This window comes from Echinicola salinicaeni, assembly GCF_014280965.1.
Lineage (GTDB): Bacteria > Bacteroidota > Bacteroidia > Cytophagales > Cyclobacteriaceae > Echinicola > Echinicola salinicaeni.
The window spans coordinates 224350-244541 of sequence record NZ_JACODZ010000002.1 but is presented as its reverse complement, the minus strand read 5'-3'; the positions used below and the strand labels follow the sequence as shown (position 1 = coordinate 244541).

11 protein-coding genes are annotated in these 20192 nt (G+C 39.2%); 5 read left to right on the top strand and 6 right to left on the bottom strand.

All coding sequences use genetic code 11. From position 1 onward, the window contains the following. Positions 1 to 282 precede the first annotated feature (282 nt). Together H7U17_RS04425 and H7U17_RS04420 are read left to right on the top strand one after the other, a co-directional pair. On the top strand, positions 283 to 1203 hold the full coding sequence (locus tag H7U17_RS04425; protein WP_186755277.1) for an alkaline phosphatase family protein: 921 nt from the start codon (positions 283 to 285) through the stop codon (positions 1201 to 1203). Positions 1204 to 1216: 13 nt separating this feature from the next. Further along, positions 1217 to 2191: a metallophosphoesterase family protein gene (locus tag H7U17_RS04420; RefSeq protein WP_186755271.1), complete on the top strand. Its 975-nt coding sequence runs from the start codon at positions 1217 to 1219 to the stop codon at positions 2189 to 2191. A gap of 492 nt (positions 2192 to 2683) precedes the next feature. Here H7U17_RS04420 and H7U17_RS04415 read toward each other — a convergent pair whose 3' ends face one another. Further along, the gene (locus tag H7U17_RS04415) at positions 2684 to 3979 is read right to left on the bottom strand and encodes a DUF5690 family protein (RefSeq protein ID WP_186755269.1); all 1296 of its coding nucleotides are present in this window, start codon (positions 3977 to 3979) and stop codon (positions 2684 to 2686) included. A 235-nt stretch (positions 3980 to 4214) separates the two neighbouring features. On the opposite strand from H7U17_RS04415, the gene H7U17_RS04410 reads away from it, so the two are divergent. Together H7U17_RS04410 and H7U17_RS04405 are read left to right on the top strand one after the other, a co-directional pair. Next, positions 4215 to 4799 carry a helix-turn-helix domain-containing protein gene (locus tag H7U17_RS04410; RefSeq protein ID WP_186755267.1) on the top strand — a complete coding sequence of 195 codons (585 nt, stop codon included), beginning with the start codon at positions 4215 to 4217 and terminating at the stop codon, positions 4797 to 4799. 10 nt (positions 4800 to 4809) lie between these two features. Continuing rightward, complete coding sequence (locus tag H7U17_RS04405) at positions 4810 to 5883, top strand: zinc-binding dehydrogenase (RefSeq protein ID WP_186755265.1); 1074 nt, start codon at positions 4810 to 4812, stop codon at positions 5881 to 5883. 28 nt (positions 5884 to 5911) lie between these two features. Here the strand turns inward: H7U17_RS04405 and H7U17_RS04400 are convergent, their stop codons facing one another. Continuing rightward, complete coding sequence (locus H7U17_RS04400) at positions 5912 to 7879, bottom strand: SGNH/GDSL hydrolase family protein (protein ID WP_186755263.1); 1968 nt, start codon at positions 7877 to 7879, stop codon at positions 5912 to 5914. A gap of 647 nt (positions 7880 to 8526) precedes the next feature. Between H7U17_RS04400 and H7U17_RS04395 the strand changes: the two genes are divergently transcribed. Further along, the gene (locus H7U17_RS04395; RefSeq protein WP_186755261.1) at positions 8527 to 11163 is read left to right on the top strand and encodes a glycoside hydrolase family 2 protein; all 2637 of its coding nucleotides are present in this window, start codon (positions 8527 to 8529) and stop codon (positions 11161 to 11163) included. Between the two features lie 106 nt (positions 11164 to 11269). On the opposite strand, the gene H7U17_RS04390 is transcribed toward H7U17_RS04395, so the two are convergent. From H7U17_RS04390 to H7U17_RS04375, 4 genes are all read right to left on the bottom strand, one after another. Further along, positions 11270 to 12556: an alpha/beta fold hydrolase gene (locus H7U17_RS04390; RefSeq protein WP_186755259.1), complete on the bottom strand. Its 1287-nt coding sequence runs from the start codon at positions 12554 to 12556 to the stop codon at positions 11270 to 11272. Between the two features lie 194 nt (positions 12557 to 12750). Next, complete coding sequence (locus H7U17_RS04385; protein WP_186755257.1) at positions 12751 to 14832, bottom strand: alpha-galactosidase; 2082 nt, start codon at positions 14830 to 14832, stop codon at positions 12751 to 12753. A gap of 36 nt (positions 14833 to 14868) precedes the next feature. Then, on the bottom strand, positions 14869 to 17733 hold the full coding sequence (locus H7U17_RS04380; RefSeq protein WP_186755255.1) for a hypothetical protein: 2865 nt from the start codon (positions 17731 to 17733) through the stop codon (positions 14869 to 14871). A 21-nt stretch (positions 17734 to 17754) separates the two neighbouring features. Continuing rightward, a complete protein-coding gene (locus tag H7U17_RS04375) occupies positions 17755 to 20178 on the bottom strand; it encodes a hypothetical protein (protein WP_186755253.1) in 2424 nt (807 codons plus the stop codon). Between the last annotated feature and the right edge of the window lie 14 nt (positions 20179 to 20192).

Genomic DNA, 20192 nt, shown 5'->3' with positions numbered 1-20192 from the left:
TTAAGTCATTTTTAAAAAGAACTATTCGTAATATTTTCCTTAAAAGAAATTACATTCATTATTCAGATTACAAAAAAATCATCGTTCCAATACGGAAAATGTTAATTACTTAGGCTTCTATTCAAGCTAAATAAAACTAATATTCAATTCATTAAAGATTAAATAATATTAGGCTAAAAACAAATTGTTTTTCTTATTCAGAAATTTTAATACCTTTAGATCCAAATTATTTTTCTTTTAAAGAAAAATAATAGACTATCTAAACCTCAATCATATATTCTTATGCTAAAAAATCCGTCATCTTTTCTTTTGTTATGTTTCATTTTGATTTCCAGCATTGGCTGCTCCAGCGAGCCACCCAGGGCTAAGCATGTTATTCTCATCGGATTGGATGGTTTTAGCCTGGAAGGATACCAGACTGCAAAACATCCCAATATAGATACACTTTTTGCTGATGGAGTAATTTCCACGAATACCAGAACAGTAATACCTTCAGTCACCATGCCCAACTGGACAAGCCACCTAACAGGAGGTGGGCCAGAGCAACATGGTGTATTCGGCAATGGTTGGGAAAAAGAAAAACACCCTTTGGATCCTCAGGAAATGGATGCTGACGGCTACTACCCTTCCATATTTAAAGTAACCAAGGACAATATCCCCAATATTAAGACTGCATTTTATTTTAACTGGAAAAGCCTAATCAAACCCTTCAATGAAAAATACCTCGATGAAGTGAAATTTGAAGAAGATGACCAATATGACAGCAATTATCAATCTGCCCTAGATTTCCTGACTGCAAACAAAGATAATCCAACCTTGACCTTTCTATACTCAGTGCATGTGGACCATGCTGGACACAGCCATCAATGGATGTCCCCAGAATACATTACTGCAATTGAAGAAGTAGATAAAAAAATTGGAGAGTTTGTCGAAAAATTAAAAGCAGAAGGCCTTTATGAAGACACCCATTTCTTGCTTTTCACCGACCATGGAGGCATTGGAAATGGACATGGGGGAACAAGTATCCAAGAAATGGAAGTTCCGTGGATGATAAAAGGCCCGGGAATCCAAAAAGGAAAGGAACTAAGATCACCTAATTCAAACGCCAACACCGCTGCTGTTGTGGCAAAATTATTTGGCATTAATCAAACTCCTGAATCATGGATTGGCAAGGTTCCTTCAGGGATATTCATGGAGAAATAAGACAACAAAGAAGATGGATAGAAAAGAATTTATAAAAATTGGAGCTTTAGGCACAGTGGCCATGTCCTTTAGCCCTTTGGCTTTCACTGCAGAGAGGAAAAACAAGCACATTCGTTTTGGCATCATCACTGACCTGCATTATGATATCATGCATGATGGACAGGAAAGGATCTCCGCATTTATCAATGAGATGAATGAAGACCAACCGGATTTCATCATCCAATTAGGAGACTTTTGCGTTCCTAAATCAGAAAACAAGCCCCTAATGGATACTTGGAACAAGTTCAAAGGGGACAAGCACCATGTAATAGGAAACCATGACACCGATGGAGGCTTTAACAGGGATCAGGTAGTAAAATTTTGGGATGCTGAAGCAAAATATTATTCCTTTGACAAAAACGGATACCATTTTGTGGTATTGGATGGAAACGAACATAACGAAAGTCCAAACCGTCCAAAAGGCTATGCCCGCTATATTTCACCTGAACAGCTAAAATGGCTTGAGGAAGACCTTAACCAAACCAATCTCCCTACCATTGTTTTTTGTCACCAGGGACTAGACAACGAAATGGCTGGGATAGAAAATGGGATGGCAGTTAGATATGCTTTGGAAATAGCCAATAAAGAAGCTGGATTCCAAAAAGTCATCCTAGTTCTCTCTGGTCACCACCATCAAGATTATTATAACCACATCAATGATATTCATTATGTACAAATCAATAGCGCAAGCTATTACTGGTTGGGCGATAAGTATAAAACAATAAGATATTCCAAAGAGGTGGATGAAACCAATCCTTGGATCAAATATACCGCACCCTATAAAGAACCACTTTGGGCATTGGTAGAAATATCTCCAAAAGGAAAAGTCAGTGTCGAAGGAAGAAAAACTGATTGGGTAGGACCAAGTCCTGAAGACATGAAAATCCCTACAAGCTTGAGCGTCTATCCTATTGTATCTAAAATATCCAACAGAAATTTAAAATCTTAGTAATTGTTTTTAACATAATCATGAAAGGCATCAGCCCTTGGCTGCTGCCTTTCTTTTCTTTCCATTCAAGCTTAGATTAAATACACAAAACCACTCCAAACTGAATGATCATGAGGTATTTTGCCTAAGTTCCTTATGTAAATCCCTTCAAAGTTTATATAAGCTCTCCACACCCAGAATTACGACAGCAGTGCCTCCATTCTTCCTTTAAAAGCAAATAGACCTATGAAAATTGATTAGTTAAATCTGTAGGTAACAGTGTAATCCTTGAGAAATATTATTATTAGTGTAAAAAAAAGGATATAAAAAATTATGATTATCCGCTGTAACACCAGTAAACTTATTTCTCACAGATTCCACGGATCTACACAGATTTAAATTAGTATTTCTGAGAGACATGTATTCTCTTTATAGGCAATGTTTTGAATGGTAAAACTTACTGGTGCAATTGCGGATATACATATAAAAAATTCATACACACCAAATCCACTTTTAACCTCCACTATATAATTTCATTAATTTTCTAATGCGCACCTTTGCTCGGTCACTCTGCACCATTATCAGAGAAATAAGCACCAAAAAGGCCATCAACATTCCACCAATAAGATTGAGTTGGGTAAAAAAGTTAACCCAGGAATAATTGAAACCAGAGATCTCTTTATAGATCATAATTCCTACGCTGGCCAAGTAGCCAAAAGCATCAGCGATATAAAACAAAAAGCCTACCGTACCCCTATATTTCAACAAAGCTATAAACCGTTCAAATACCAGACAGTGAAATAGGATATAAGGTAAATACACACTGAAACCAGAACTGATCATCCAAAATACCGGACCCACCATTTTTTCTTGAAAAAGCAGGGTAGTGATAATCATTAACACAGCGCTTATAAATGTAGCGGCCATTCCCAATAAAAATGCCTTTTGGTTACTAAGAACAAGAATTCCCAAGGCAGAAATGATCAGGACCACCACAGCAATAGGAATTTCTGTCAAAGTCATCAAAGACGGCTGATCAGACATGCCAAGGTCTCCCCAAAACTCAACAATAAAATTATCCCTAAAGTCCCTTACCACAGTAAGCAATACATATATCAATACTAAGCCAAGAAATGAAAAGCCGTGCCTTTTTAGAAAGTCCTTTCTTTCTGTACTCCCCATGGAAACTCGCTCTGTACGTAATTGCTTGTCCATATCATCCGGTCCCTTGGAAACACTTAAAAAATAAACTGCCAAAACGAACAATGGAAAAAACACCAGTCCGGTCATAAAAGGCATCATCAGCTCACTCACCTGAAATTCCTGCATAAGCCAAATTCCAATAGACTTCACAAAACCAGTGGAAAAAATAAAGGTAGCACTCAGCCCAGCGACCAACAATTCGGAATTTCTTCTTCCCTCCAAATAAACCAATACCAATCCAAATATCATCCCCAATGGCAAGCCATTAAAAAACAAGGCTACGGGTTTTAGATTAGCAGGTAAATAAGCAAATGCCAATAACATGGCCAGCCCAAAGGCTACCAAGCCCACCAAAACCTTAAATCGATCCTTTCCAGCAACCTCAGAAACCACCTTTATCCCTATAAACTTGGACAACATATAGCCAATTACCTGACTGATGATCAAAATGGTCTTATAATGAAAGCCTCCAATAATTTCAAAGTCCTCAAATTGACCTGCTAAAAATGATTTCCTAACCGCATACATCCCCGTATAAGCCACAAAAGCAGTACCTATAAGCAATATATCTGTTTTGGTAATTGATACTTTATTGAGATTGGTCATACACTTTTTTCCTTTTAATTAAAATCAAGCTTGATCTCCAGAGAACCTTGATTTATTCAAAGGTAAGCCCATACCTAAACCCCATATCAATTAAATGTATTATCAATGAGTTAATATTTCATTAACGGAAATTAATTTTCATATAAGGAAAATTATATCGACATTGCAATCATTAAGAATTTTCATATTAAGAAAAACAGCCGTACTTTCACATAGTTAAAGCAATAATAACACTATGGATAATTCAGAATACTTAACCACTTGGATTGGCGCTAAAATCAAAGAAATAAGAAAATCCCAAAACCTCAAATTGGGAGAACTCGCCGATAAGACAGGCATCAGTATTGCCATGCTTTCCAAAATAGAAAACGGCCGTGTCTTTCCTACCCTGCCTTCACTCATTCAAGTGCTCAACACCTTGAATGTGGATTTAAACGAGTTCTTTGCCGACCTAAAAGGCGATAAGGAATTCCCAGGATACATTATCAAAAAAAGAACTGATTACCAATCTATTAAAAAGGAAGAAGAATCTATAGGATTTGATTACCAACTTATTCTAAATCACAAAATAGAAAGATCTTCGATGGAAATATCTCTCTTGACCATCAAGCCTGATGCCCAGAGAAGCCATGTTTCCACTGAAGGATTTGAATACTTATATGTCATAAAAGGAAGCCTCAAATATGAATTGGGAGACAAGAACTTCGACTTGGAAGAAGGAGACTCTCTATTCTTTAATGGGAATATTCCCCATGTGCCTGTAAACACTACTGATTCCGAGGCCATCATTCTGGTCATTTACTTTATAGAACTTAGATAAACACCATAAAATGAAACAAGAAGCTGTAGCAAAAGTATTTATTAAAGCTGAAACACCCTTTACCAAATCAAGCATAGCCCTCCCCGATTTAGGAGAAGAAGAAATCTTGGTCAAAACAAGCTATGCGACAATTTGCGCTAGTGATTTACATACTTTTTATGGTAGAAGGCACTCTTGCAGCCACAGCATATTGGGACATGAAATCATCGGTATCATTGAGGAGATCTCAGAAGAAGGTGTTTTGGATTATTATGGGACTCCTTTAAAAGCAGGAGATAAAATCACCTGGTCGGTATACGCTCATGATCCGAATTCAACAACTTCCAAAAAGGGATATCCGCAAAAGTCAGAGGGACTTTACAAATACGGACATGAACAAATCAGCGAGAAATACCAACTTAACGGAGGTTTTTCCAGCCATTGCCACCTTCGTAAAGGAACCACAATATTCAAACTGCCAGCGGCACTAACAGACACAGAAGCGGCTCCAATCAATTGCACCCATGCCACTATTGCCGGAGCCATGCGTCTGGCTGGAAACTTGACAGGAAAAAATGTTTTGATCAATGGCGTAGGCATGCTTGGACTCTCTGCCTCAGCAATGGCCAAAGAATTGGGCGCTTCCAATGTTTGGGTACAAGACATCAATATTGAAAAAGCCAATCACGCCAAATCATTCGGTGCGGATGAAGCATTCAGTTTTGGGGAAGAAGAGCTAAAGGACTTTGCCAAAGAACATGGAAATATTGACGTGGTCATCGAAACCTCCGGTGTTCCTGAAGCCATAGAAAATTGTATTCAACTGCTGGGAATTGGTGGCACCATCGTTTTGGTGGGATCAGTATATTCCCAAAGGGATTTGGCCATCAATGCGGAATATCTGGTCAGAAACCTATTGACGATTAGAGGGCTCCACAATTATATTCCAGAAGACTTGGCCAATGCCATTTCATTCTTGGAAAAATCCCACAAAAAATATCCCTTCAAAGAGTTGGTAGGGATCGAATATCCATTGGATGAGCTAGAAGAAGCCTTTGAAACAGGCAATAAAGGCAGCTATTACAGGGTAGGCATCAAACCATAATCCCTATAATAGCCACATTACTTGACCTTTATTTATTGATAAAGAAGTACCTGATCCGAACGGCATTACCTGTGCTGTTCGGATTTTTTTCTTCCAAGACCTTCAGTTCCAATTTATGCTTTCCTTCCTCAAGATCAGCTCCCAATACATAATACCAAGGTAAATGCAAATTGCTACTCCATCTGGTAAACAAGTCTTGTGACTGCCATTCTCCTCCATCAATCCTGTAGGAGATTATGCCTGCATCAGGCCCTGCTGCCACAGCAATTCCCACAGCATTTCCTTCAAAATTGATTTTTAGTTTACTGCCGGGCCCCTCGTTTTGCAACATCGGTGCTTTCACATAATTTGCCCTAGTACCCTTTCCGTCACTTGGCTCCCAAGAAGGATTGAAATTCCAGGTTTTGACACCTTTGAAAATTTCTACTTCCAATAATTCTCCATGATCAAACGCACCCTCATCCAGTTTTTCAGGCAAGGGATATGCTTCAAATTTATCATCTGGGTCCAAATGACCAGAATATGCAGCGTCCAGCATATGGATCATTGACTGTGCATATACCTGTTGCCCAAAAGGCGAAGGATGAAGGTTCTTGAAATCATCCTCCCAGGTGAATTCCTCATTGGCAATCCTCATTGTAACCTCCTTGGCCAAATTTAAGGAAGGCAAATCATAGTGTTCTGCCACACTTTCATGGTTCTTGATCACTTCAGGAACTCCACCTTTATTATATGTTTCTATTTTATCTGGGTCTACAAAATGGAACAGCACTATATCTGCAGAAGGGTTTGCCTTCCGCACATGTCTTACAATACCTTCCATTCCTCTTATTTGTTCGGAATTGCTTCTCCCATTGGACTCATCATTCACAGCAGCCTCTTCAAAAAGCAAATCCACAGGTCCCTTGGACAAAACATCCCTCTCCAATCTAAAAGCCCCTGGAACAGTCCCCATGGAAGGGATTCCAGCAGCAATAAATTCAAAGTCAGTTTCCGGGAATCTTTCCTGAAGATAGTTCATGACACTATCTCTCCAACCATGATTATAAGTGATAGATCCACCTAGAAAAGCTACTCTTCCCTTTTTGCTCTTTTCAAATTTGATCTGGGAATTCTTCAGCCCCTTTCTTAAATCATAAAAATCGGAGGAAGAAAGCCTGAGTCCCTTCGCCGCATAATACTTTACAAAATCTGCTACCAATCGCGGCGACTCTATAGGAAAGTGATGGCCATAAAGATCTTGCTCACCTTCTGTACAGGGTACCACAGTAGCTGGACCGCCCAACTTGGTATACCGATCTACTAAAACAAAAGTATTTTCTTCTGGAGGAACCACCTGGTCGTTCAACCCTATCATATGAAGAATGGGAACCTTATTTTCTGCCAGCTCTTCCAAACCATCAATGGGATTGTCATTATAATCCTGCGCCGCCTGATCATCAGTAAAACCATAAATAGACTTTAATCTTTCCCAATCTGCTTCACTCCCCTTTCCCTTGCCTTGCCCTCCAGGCCAACTTTTAAAATCACAAACAGGTGCTTCAGCATATATACAGGCAACCTTATCCGGATTTTTCTTTGCCCAATTATAAACGAAAAGCCCTCCCCGACTGACTCCTGAAAGTGCTGGTTTGGGATTAAAGCCCTTTTTGTTTACCAACCATTGATAAAGCTTATCCCAAATCTCAACTGCCTGAGGACTCCCGTACAAATTATCCGTATCAATATAAACTATATGGAACCCTTCCTTCAATAATAATAAGTCTTGTTCAATATGCCAATCTGGAAACCTTGCCCGCCATAACCAAGGCTTTCCTTCCAAGCTGGACTCAGGCGAAATGATTCTTACACTTCGACCATCCAATTCTAGGTTTACCCTCTCAAAGCCATTCCAATTTACCGTGTCTTTAGGAATCACTTGTTGCGCAAAACTTGGCCATTGAAGGAACAAAAGAAAGATCCCACAAATGCCTACTTTTTTAATTATATTATTCATTATTGATATTAATATTAAGGAACTCATTGTTGATTAATTAGACAAAACCCTTCCTTGAAGACTTATAGACATAAAGTCTTTTGCTCAATAGATTTTAATTCATTAAATAATGGTAAACTGCCTCATTTGAAAGGATTATAATAAACGAACACAGTTTAATTAGGGCTTGTAGGGGAAGGAAAATCATCTGCTAAAAACCATCCTTTAACAAGAAAAAGCAGATGCTTTCATTTCAATTTAAGCTTACTTCATTAAGATGAACAAGTTTAAAAACTCACAGCAACCATCCCATTGATGAAGCATGCTTAAACGCCATCTAAAATAGGAAAAAATCATCAAGCCAAAGAATATAATTCCACAAAAAACCAGCAATTCCATAGAATTCCTATCAAACTTAAACATGACTCCATGTTTAGTCCGAATTTCAAAAAAAACCAGTAAACACCTTTCAACCCGAAACAAGTCCTATCATAGGTTATTTTCACAACCTATTTTCAGACACTTACACCAGAAACAAATAAAACAAGTCAAAAACGACACTATATTATCCAACTATAACATACTATTTATATTTTATTAATTATCTTTAAGGGCCTTTTGTTAAATTTTAACAAAACACATATTTAAAACACAACCTATTCAAGCCTATGAAATCTTACTTTCTCATCATTAAAATCTGGATTTTTAGCCTTTGCATTATCCAGTTAGCCAGCGCACAGCATATTTATGAGCTGAACAGTGAATGGTATTGCAATCCAATAAGTGATACCAAAGCCAATGGAATCGAAATTTCCAATACTTCCTATAAACTTAAAAAGTGGATGCCTGCCACTGTACCCGGAACGGTATTGACCACCTTGTTAAACAATGGAAAAGTACCCGATCCTTTTTATGGAATGAACAATGAAAAGATAAAAGATATTTATGATACTGGTAGGGAATACTATACTTATTGGTTTGTAAAAGACTTTCCAGAAACTGCCAAGGAAGGCGAGCAGGTTTGGTTGAACTTTAGAGGCATCAACTACAGTGCTGATGTTTACCTTAACGGAAAAAAAGTCAACAAAGAACCTTTCAAGGGCATGTACTTGCGTAAACAATTTAATATCACGGAGCTATTGGCCAAAAATGGCCAAAACCGTTTGGCAGTATTGGTTCATCCTGCTGATCATGTAGGCAATCCCAATGGCGGTCAAGGTGGTGATGGCACCATAGCAAAAGGAGTAGCCCTTCAATATACAGCTGGATGGGACTGGATCCAGCCTGTTCGTGACCGTAACACAGGAATATGGGATAAGGTATTTATAGAAAAAACCCAAGCGGTCAACCTGAAGAACCCTCACATCGTCACATTGGTAGATGGGCAGCGTTTCCCAGGAGAGCCTCAAGAACCCGCTACCATTAAGGTTTCTGCCGAATTGGAAAACACCCAAGATGGGCCTGTAAACGGAACCTTGCAATATATTTTGAATGGAAAGACGATTAGCCAATCAGTAACTCTTGGAGCAAATGAGACCAAAGAAGTCGCCTTGCCTGACTTTAGTTTTGAAAATCCAAAATTGTGGTGGCCAAGTGGATATGGAGATCAAAACCTTTATGATCTAGACCTTAAATTCACTATCAATGGAAATATTTCAGACAGTGAAAAAATTAATTTTGGTATAAGAGAGATACAAACTGAATGGAACAGCCACACCCGAAGCAAGCAAATTTCGGTAAATGGACAGAAAATATTCATTAAGGGTGGTAATTGGATCATCTCCGATGCCATGTTAAGATTCTCCAAAGAACGCTATGATGCAGAAATCAGGTTCCATAGAGACATGAACCTTAACTTGATCCGTATTTGGGGCGGAGCATTACCAGAAAGACCGGAATTCTATGAAGCCTGTGACAAATACGGTTTATTGGTGATCCAGGATTTTTGGATTTCCGGTGACTGTAATGGCCGATGGTTGGATCCTAAGAAAAAGGATGACCAATGGACCAGAAGACAATATCCAGATGATCACAACCTATTTATTCAATCCGCTGAGGATGTGGTAAAGCTTTTGAGAAACCACGCATCTTTGGCCATGTGGTGCGGGGGTAATGAAATCACTCCCCCTGCAGATATTATGCATGCCATTAAAAATGAAATTTTACCTAAATATGATGGCACCCGTTGGTTTATAGACTACTCCAACTCCGATGAAATGTCCTATAATTTCAAAGGCGGAAATGGTGACGGTCCTTATGGTATTCAGGATATCTCTACATTTTGGGCAGAACGCACTTGGCCATTCAATTCTGAAGTAGGTTCTGTTGGAACAGGAGATGCTGTATCCTTGAAAAGGTTCCTGCCAGAGGAAAACCATGTAGTTCCTGTAGAGATAGAAGGCACTGAAAAGATCAAAGACGAAGTTTGGACTTACCACAAATATATCGACTATAGTAACTCCCTTGAACCATATGGCACCCCAAAGGACATGGAGGATTTTGCCGAGAAGGCCCAACTGGTCAACTACAACCAATACCGCGGATTAATGGAAGGATTCTCAGCGCATATGTGGGACTGGTATACTGGAGTTATCATATGGAAAACCCAGAACCCTTGGACGGCTTTAAGAGGACAAATGTATGACTACTATCTAGATCCTAATGCCTGTCTATATGGATTACGCAACGGAAGTGAAGCTGTACACGGCATGTATGATCCTGTTAAAGGCAATATCATGATCGCCAATAATAGCTTTGAGCAGCAACATGATATTATGCTACGGGTCACGGCTTATGATATGAAAGGAAACAGCAAGCAATTGACGCAAGTGTTTACTTATATCGAACCAAGCAGCATCCGATTAATCATGTCCCTGAAGAAAAGGATTGATGAAATGAGTGCCGAGGAAGGCATGTTCCTTTCTGTGCAACTACTAGATGTAAACCAAAAACTAATATCTGACAATTTCTACTGGTTGCCGGATGCTGAAGGCAATTATTCAGGATTACAAAATATGGAAGAGGCGAAAGTTACAGCAACTGCCAAAAAGATATCAGATTCAGAAATAAGCCTGATCCTGAGCAATGATGCTGAAAACACGGTTTCTTTCTTTAACCGTATCTCTTTAATTGATGCTAAGACCAAAGAAAGGCTTCTACCTACCTTCTTTAGCGATAATTATATATCTATAGTTCCAGGTGGCGAAAAAACCATCACCTTGGACTATGATCAATTAAAAAGCACAAATGCCTTGATAGAAATTGGAGGCTGGAATGCACCAATTCAAACCATTGAAATAGAATAGTTGCTTAAATAAATCATCCCAAAAAAAGAATCCCGGTCTTAATTGAGACCGGGATTTTTTCATTTTACACAGTAAGGGAATTCTAGAAAACTCTTGAATTTGGCCCTTATTCATTAAAGAATTCTAATATAGTCTTATTAAATATGTCAGGGATATCTAAGGGAGCCTCATGCCCTACTTTTTTGAAAATCTTCAATTTTGAATTCGGCAGATTCTCAGCAATCAATTTAGTATGCCCAAACTTCACAATATCCTTTTGACCGGCCATTACCAAAACTGGCAAATCTATTTCATTCAAATATTCCGCATCCAAATTGGACTCTTCCAATAAAAGCTTGGTTAATCGGAAATTAATATCAGTTTTTGAAATCCCTTGAGATTCCATTTCCTCAATTTTTCGCTGTAGATTTCTATTTACCTTTTTATCTACAGAAGAATCATCATTATAAAGCACAGCAGCCATAATCGCCAACTTTTCCACTCGCTCAGGATATTGATGCGCTAAAATCAACCCTGTATTTCCCCCATCACTCCATCCCAAAATATAGGCTTTATCAATATTTAATTCCTCCAACAGTCCATTAACATCTTCGGCAAATAATTCATAACTAAGGCTTTCCTCATTGCAACTGGACTGACCGTGACATCTGGTATCAAGAGCAATAACTTTATATTGCGTTGACAGCACTTTTACCTGTTGAGAAAAAGATGAAATGGATTCATTGTTCCCATGCAGCAACACTAAAGGTTTGCCCTCACCATAGATTTCATAATAAAGGTTTACGCCATTTATTAACTTAAACCTTCCAGCTTTAGAGTTTTCACCCAATTCAAAACTCTTAAAACTGCTATTATCAATTAAAAAGGATTGATTTCCTGAAAAGATCCTTTCCGAATCAATTTTTACCTGTGTTTCATCTGGTTTATTAGACAGGAACCAAGGAAATAACTTCCCATCCTCAAATCCAGCATTATTTAATATGTTCTTCCCATTCCCCTTTTTTGAATCAACAAACAATTCCAAATCATCAAAATACATTCTACACTTACCAGAATACATAAAGCCGACAGCAAGCTCTTTACTGTTTTTATCAATTTTTCCTTTTAAAGTAAAAGTTGTCCATTCATTTGGCTTGAAAAATTTGTCCATAGCACTTAAGTCCATGATTGCCTTTCCCAAAATTTCTGTTCCAGTTGAATTAAAGGCAACGGGAATCACCCCCGAATTATGGTTGAATTTTTCTATAAGGACTTTCCCTGATAAGGTAAAATTTCTTCCAGAAAGCTCTTCAATATTCACTTTTTGTAAAAGAAGCGAATTTGGCTTTTGCGCGAATACTGAACTATTAAAAAGAATGAAGAAAAAGAAAATCAATAATCTGTAAAAACTCATATTACTAAACTTAAGATCAAAAACTAATTAATTCGTCTAAATAACTTAAAAGATTTGATTTAATAAAACCTCTTACTAATTCAATTCTTAAATCATCTAATTCATAAAAAAACTGCCCTACAATTCCTTACAGGGCAGCTCAAAAAAGTTTAAACAAAACTCTATTAAAAAGCCAGTCGTAACGAAATGCGCTATTAATCTATGAGTTCAAATTCCAGTATCTTCACTTCTCCAGGCTTTAGATTCACACTTATTTTATCACCCAACTTATATGAGGCTTTGTTTTCAGACATGTCTCCGATCACCATCTTCAATCCATAATTTCCTGATTTTTCCATCATAACCAATTCAGAACCCAGATCGATGGAATAGTCAACCGCTTCATTTTTATTAGGATTATGAATGGAAAAATAACCGCCCTTTTCATTCCAGCCAGTATACCCATAAACTTCCATTTCCTTTGGATCACCACCATGCATGGCTACTGTCTCAAAATATGGGAAAGCATGGTGCGCCCATTTCAAGCCATCGGCCAATACATCCCAATCATCTTCGGATAATTGTGGGGTCTTCAGGTATAATTCCACAAAACCCGTCCCTCTGGACAAATTCATCAATAGGTACTGCATAAAGCCCTCTTTACTCTCTCCAGTTTTGACCTTTTTAGGCTCATGGTTAAAAATAGAATTCATTGGAAACTGTGTTTTTTCCTCTTTCCAAATATCATAGTATACCCCATCCCTATACACCAATTCCTCCGTTCTTGAACTACCTCTTGCTGCGTCACCAGCATTGATCATCCATACAGCATCAATATACATTAACCACCACGGACTCAAATAAGCGCCATTGGATATCACGATATACACTTCAGGATTGATTTCATGCTGCTTTTTGAATATTTCCATCAGCCTTTCTGTACCTGCTACCAGGTAGTAGGTTTTCAATTCATCGTATTTGGGATCATTGAGCAAGGAATCCGAGGGACTTAATCCAGCTGTAGCCAATTGTGGCATTGTCGGAACACCATAATCTTTACCATTCAATTCGAACTCCCTGATGTTTAAATGACCAAAAACTCCATCTAACTTAAAATAGGAAATACCACTTTCAGTAAGTTCCAGCATTCTTTTTTCCAAAAGGCCCATGTACTTAGGACCAGCCATACTCATCCAATTACCCAATAACTCAAAACCCTGCTCTCCCAGTTTCTTGGCAGCCCTCTGGGCACCAAAAAGACAACCAGGGCTTAGCCATAGACCGAGCTGTGAAGAGGCCTGGCCAACCTGATCAAAACTAAATTTGAAATCAGTATCAAACTTGCCGTTCACTTTCCATACCTTATCGGACCAATCAGCTTGTACATCCTGCCATCCATCGTCGATTACATAAGCATTCAATGCAGGCACTCCCCTTTCGGATACCAATTCTTGATGGACCTTTGCCACACTTTGGGCGAACTTTTCCTTATCCACACTACCGCCAAAATCAAACCAGCTATTATATTGGACCTGTAGCCTCAAAGGCCTAACCCTCTTTTCACTTATGTACTTTTGAAAAGTCCTTTCAATAGTTTCCTGCTTCTCACCTAGACCAAATACTGAACTATAACTGCTGTAAGCTTCCCCTGCCTTTAAACTTTTCCCTATTAAATACCCACAGTATGCCTTTCCTTCCTCCACATAATTATAACTGGCAGGGAATTCCACCCCCATAAAGAAAGGTGCATCCTCACCAAATAAAGGCTGGCCCAAACCTGGCTTCCATTGAGCTGGTCCTTTGGCTGTGATTAGCTTTTTCTGGTAGGGCTGAAACACTCCACCATCCACAAGTTCCAAGTCCACCCTTTCTATAGTTATGGGCATTTGGGACCTGATCTTTAATTTTTTGTTGGTATAAAATTCACCCTCATTTAGGGCATAATCCAATTCTACCTCCAGTCCATATTGCTTGCTCTCCAAGAGAAAAGAAAGCTGTTCTTTTTCCTCTTTCAATACCTTCTTAAGCTGGAAGGCATCTGAATTGACAAGTCGATCTGTTCCTTCTTTATCAGTTCCCTCTGAAATCCTCAATTGAAACTCATAAAGGGTATTGACCGGAATTTCTTCCTTTGTGTTCTTATTGACGAATGAAATGGTTTTTAAACTTCCATTTTCAAGCTTGATATTTCTTGAAATACTTTTATTGGAAATCCTGTAGATCTTTTCCTTTGCCTGTGAACAATGAATAAATAACACAACCATGAAAAAGCATAGTGTGCCCCTCAAATTTTTCATTCCATTTATCATATTTTTTTACTGTTACTTCTGAAATTATTTGATTACAAACCATTGCTGACCATTTGCTGGAATGGTTATGGGAAGTGAAATATTATATGCTCGATCGAGGTCAAGTGTAGAGGTTTTTCCCTCGCTATCTATAAGCTGTGCCTTTTCTGTAAGTCCAGTATAGTATAAGCCCACCTTAATTTCCTTTACAATGGGCACATCCAAAGGATTATACAGCATGATCAAGCCTTTTTCTTCCCCAAATGGATTTACATGCATGAGACCATCATAATCCCTTCCATCGGCCCTTCGGATATGGACAATGTCTGCATCCAACACATCTCGGTGTGCCTTATAAAAATCCACCCACTTGCTAACCACTTTCTTGGTTTCAGGACTATCATACAATTGTGGTCCACGATAACAAGCCTGCACACCAGCGCCAAACAAATTGGCCAACCTTTGCTCATAATGGGGCAAATGATCCTTCAATGGCTCAATGGTTGCAGCCTTTCCGCCTCCATGATATTCTACCAAAGGAACAAACATCCAGCCCATACTCGGGGTCTTGGTCCAGGTTCCATCATATATGTTTTGTCTTTCGATGATTTCTTGCTGGGCCCTTGGCAAGGACCAATTGGTTTCCCTATATCCCATCCCCGTTTTATTGCTTCCACTCATGAAATAATGGTCCGGTATATTGAGGAAAATCCCCTCACCCTTGGCCCACTTATAAAAGTTGCTGATTCGCTCAAACTGGTTCCACTGGGAATCCTCCAGTCCCTTATGTCCTGGGTGTGCATGACTGGCGCAGACATCCCCCGGATAACTTCCATCATGTTCCAAAATATCCTGTCCCGTCTTTTTATAAAAATCATATAGCTTATTGAAATAATTGATACCCCATTCGCTTTCTAAGCATGGTGAATTTCCAAATCTTGGCTTTTTACCTTCTGGCATGATTACATCGTTCTCCTTATCGATACTCCTGCTAGCCAACAAGGAATATCCACCCAAAGCAATTCCTTTTGAATGGGCATAGTCTGCCAATTCTTTCATTCTACCAATATTCTCCGGACTATCATTTTCTATTTGAAAACCACTTCCAAAAGTCATAATTACCATTTCAAAGCCTACTTCTGCACATTGGTCAATCGCTTTTTTTACCGATTCGTTATCCGCATTCCTAACATGCATCATGATGGGGTTTTCCGTTGTCCAAGGTGCTTGTGATCGGTACATCCTTTTAACAGCCAAACCTTTTCTCTCCCTATCCCAACTATCATGAAACAATTCCCAAGTTCTATAACTAGTTAGTTTTTCTCCTGACTTTAGGGTTTTCATTGGACCCAATTTTGGATAGGCCTCCAATAGTACAGGAGTATTCAATCCATAATTGACTTGGGTTTTATAGAGCGGATCCTCATTCCAGGCAATACTGCTCAAATACAAATTATCATCTGACATCCCGCCAAACCTATAATCTGTTTCAATGGTAATATTGGGCTTCCTCCACTCCACTTTTGCATCAACAGCACTTTCTGATTCTGTCAAGGCCAAAATTTCACTTTTAAAGCTATCCAAAACAATCGTTTCCTCTGAATCATTCACTACCTCTATCCACTTTGAAACCAATGGAATACCATCATACATCTCATAATGGACGTGTACTTGTACGTCTTTCAAAAACTGAAATTTATCGGCAACAAACCCTAGGCTATCCTGACTAAGGGAACCCAATACCTTTATTTGCTTAATCCTACTTCTTCCTCTAGGCCCAGGGGCGGAATAATCCGAAAAACCACCTTTTTGATCCATTTTCCCCACTCTTACCTTACTCACCTCCGGGTTCGTTGAAGCCAGCTCTCCTATCGTTTGGTAATGTTTCCCTGTAAAAGAATAGGAAAATGAAAGGCCCTTTGGATTTTGCTCAATCCTTAAAAAAACGGACTTACCAGACTGATAGCCCTTGATTTTTCTTTCTTGCTTCCCATTGTATATACCAAATGCCTGCTCCCCTGTACGGACATTAAATTTATAAGCAGTTCCATCCTTGTCGACCAAAGCCATACCTAGTCCCCAACTTGCAGCTTGGTCTGTACCTGGATCCAGTTCTACAATCCACACCTTAGCCCCAGAGGGATTAGGGAGTTCCGCAAAAACACTTTGATTGGCCAAGGCCATTATTTCTCCCACTTTTCCCTCATTTATAAAGGAATTTCGTTCATCCCCCTTGGAGGTATACACCTCCCAATGATCTGCCAAGGATTGAAATTCATCTTGAAACAGAAGCTTTCTTCCTGCATCAGTATTTCCCTGTGTGGCCAAAAAGGCTATTAGGCTCTCATCTCCGGAATAGACAAATGTAAGTTGCTTGCCCGGAGCAGGCCAAGGCAGGTCTTTGGGCATCCACTCCATTCGCTTTTGCCAGTCAAACCTGGCCTCCGTATTGCCCACTTTAAAATCTTTCAATTTCAGCCCCCCAGGATTCACCTCCATATCCTCAATCCATTCATCCAATAGGTAATTATGGATGGGCTGTCCTATTAATCCTCCTACAGGCAAGCTTATCCCATTGATTTCCACCATTGCCTCGGGCCTTATGGAGCGTAACAGATTCTCTCCTGTCATCAGATTATCCAAGCCCAAAGTGGCTCCTCCCTTTTTGACATCAAAAACCCTGCTCACCAAACCATTGCTCAAAACTAAATTACCCTCATTTGTTCGGTAAATTTGTGTAGCGTTACCAATGGGCTCCACCAACCAATCTTTTTCAATTACTTCTTTTTTATATATGGGCAATCCTTGTGTATTCTGCGCTTGGCAGACAATGGGAGACATCACCAAAACAGCCAGCTTAAGTCCCTTGAAAAAAGATTTCAAGGGACTCTTTATTCTTCGAGTATTCATCTTACATAAACTCATGAAACTTTATTCCCCCTTAATTATGGATGGCTCTCCTTTAAGGATTAACTCAAATTTGATCTCTGTACCGTTTTCCGCATTCATTTCCAAAATAATTTCATGAGTTCCCTTTGACACATCCAGCTTGGAAGGGTCTATTTTGATTTTCTTTAAGCTATTCCAGTTTTTATCATAAAGGGTGGCATGATCACCTCCTTCATAGGCCAGCATATTTCCACCACTTAAATCAGCGGATATTTCTAACTCAGAAAAATTATCAATCTCCATTTTAATTTTAGAAGGGCCCTGACCTTTTTCAGTGCTAATAACAAAACTGAAAGGCTGTTTTTCGAAGGAATTGTTGAATCCCAAGGTGTTAAAAACTGGCTCACCAGGTTGTTTTTCCATCTGGGCAATTCTGTGAATATCAGAAATAACTTCTGATAAAGCCCACTGATTTTCTCCGATTTTTTCCAGACTATACTCCTTATCTATATTCTTGAGCCCTTCTTTTTGTTCAACATTAAAAGCTCCTGCTAGCCTTGCTTCTTCCCAAATGGCAATTTTATTCAAAATCTCACCTGATTTACCATTTTCCTTAATGGCCTGAAAAGAAGTGGACAATCCAAAGCCGGCGTCAAATCCTGCTGCCCGTGCCAAAAGCCACTCAGCGTCCATCAAGCTGGTGCCTGATGAAAGCGAGAACCATCCCAGCATATTAGGCATGAGGTTCCTATCAAAATAATCCTGGTTCATCAAACGGTATTGGGTCTGGCTCTCCCTAAAACCTGCATACCAAGGTTCCCCCCAGTTCATCCTGGTGAAAATATGCCAAAAATAATGACCTGGATTACTGGCATCATTGATGATTTCTCCCTTTAACTCAGGTTTAAGGTGCTCATACCATTTTTTAACAAAAAGTTGACGGGAATACTGGCCCATGCCGCTGGCCCAGTTCCCCTCAAGCCCATCAAATGAAATTTGGTTAATTCCGGTAGTATTGCAAAAATCCGCAATGGTAATTGCCATTTCCTCTGACAGCTCAACATTGCCTAAAAAAGTCTTGTATCCATGATCCATTAACTTAGACACCTTGCTTCCATCCTTGTGACTGGAAGCTTGAGTACCAAAAGCTCCCCGTTCACAGTTTAATAATCTCCATGGCTTTTCAGTGGAAACCTCTTCATATCGAATCAATTCATCCCCAATTTGTACAGTATGGAGATTATTATTCTTCATTTGATTAAAGTAACCTGGGCTTTCTACAGGGATGTTTTTTGCTGATTCATCGATATTTCCAACTAATACTGATGAGCCTACTTTGGCCAATCGCTCATCAGGCACTGGACTTACATATGGGTCATTGGTGGTAATAAAATTGGACAGGGTATGCACTCCCAGATGGATACCTTCCTTTTCTGCCCTTTCTACCAAAGTCTTCATGCTTTCCCAGTTGTTTGGAAAAGACTTTTCATTCAATTTAAAATGGCCCCAGTTTACAAATGGACCACCATGGTACAAATACTTAAGGCCTGCTTGTTTGGTCAAACCCAATGCTTCCTCAATATTTCCTTCCCCAAAAGACATGATTAAATAAGATGAAGTTGCCTCAGGATTGGTCTTGATCCATTCACCATTGATCTTTGGATGTGGCAAACCCTCTGCCTGCTCTATTTCTCCAATGATTTCAAGGGCCTTTTCTGGCTGACTGCCGTAAAGAGCAATCTTGGATCCAATAACTCCCTCATCCTCAAATGCTGAAACTTGGTATTGGTCATGCCCCCAAACAGGGATTACTTTATCCTCATCTCTGTTCCTTGAATAGGCTTGAAGCTTACTACCATATTCCATTTTTCTGGCAGTCTGTCCCCTATAGAGCACTTTTATACTGTCTGATACATCTACCAAATCATTGGAAGCAAAAATATCATAGGCAGGCTCAGTATCATCTTCGTTAGTAGGATAACCTCCCAATGTTCTAATATTCAATGCTTGAATGCCGATTGCGTAATCATCACCTTGAACAACTCCAACAGTTTCACCGATACGCTTTGATAGACTAGTCTTATAAGGCCCCCAGATAACATAATCCACAGATTTATCACCTGAAATCTCCTTTAGTTCAAAATTGACATAGTTGCCCTTTTCTTCATAAGATATGCTGGCATTCACCCCAAGCTCATCAAACCCAAGTTCTATCAGCCCCGTTTCTTCATTTATACCAGCCGATTGGGGCATATATTCCTTTCCATTTGCCCCAAGGCAAAGCAAGAAAGATTTTTCAACATCACTTAAATATTCAATCGTGGAATTTGGATCCACAAGAGATACTAATTCACCTTTATTGTTCAGCTTGATTAAAAGTCCCTCTGATTTTAGGCTGACACTTTTCTCGGAACAGGCATAAATAAACACCAGCATCAACCAGGACAATTTGAAAATCGATTTCATCTTTTTATTCAACT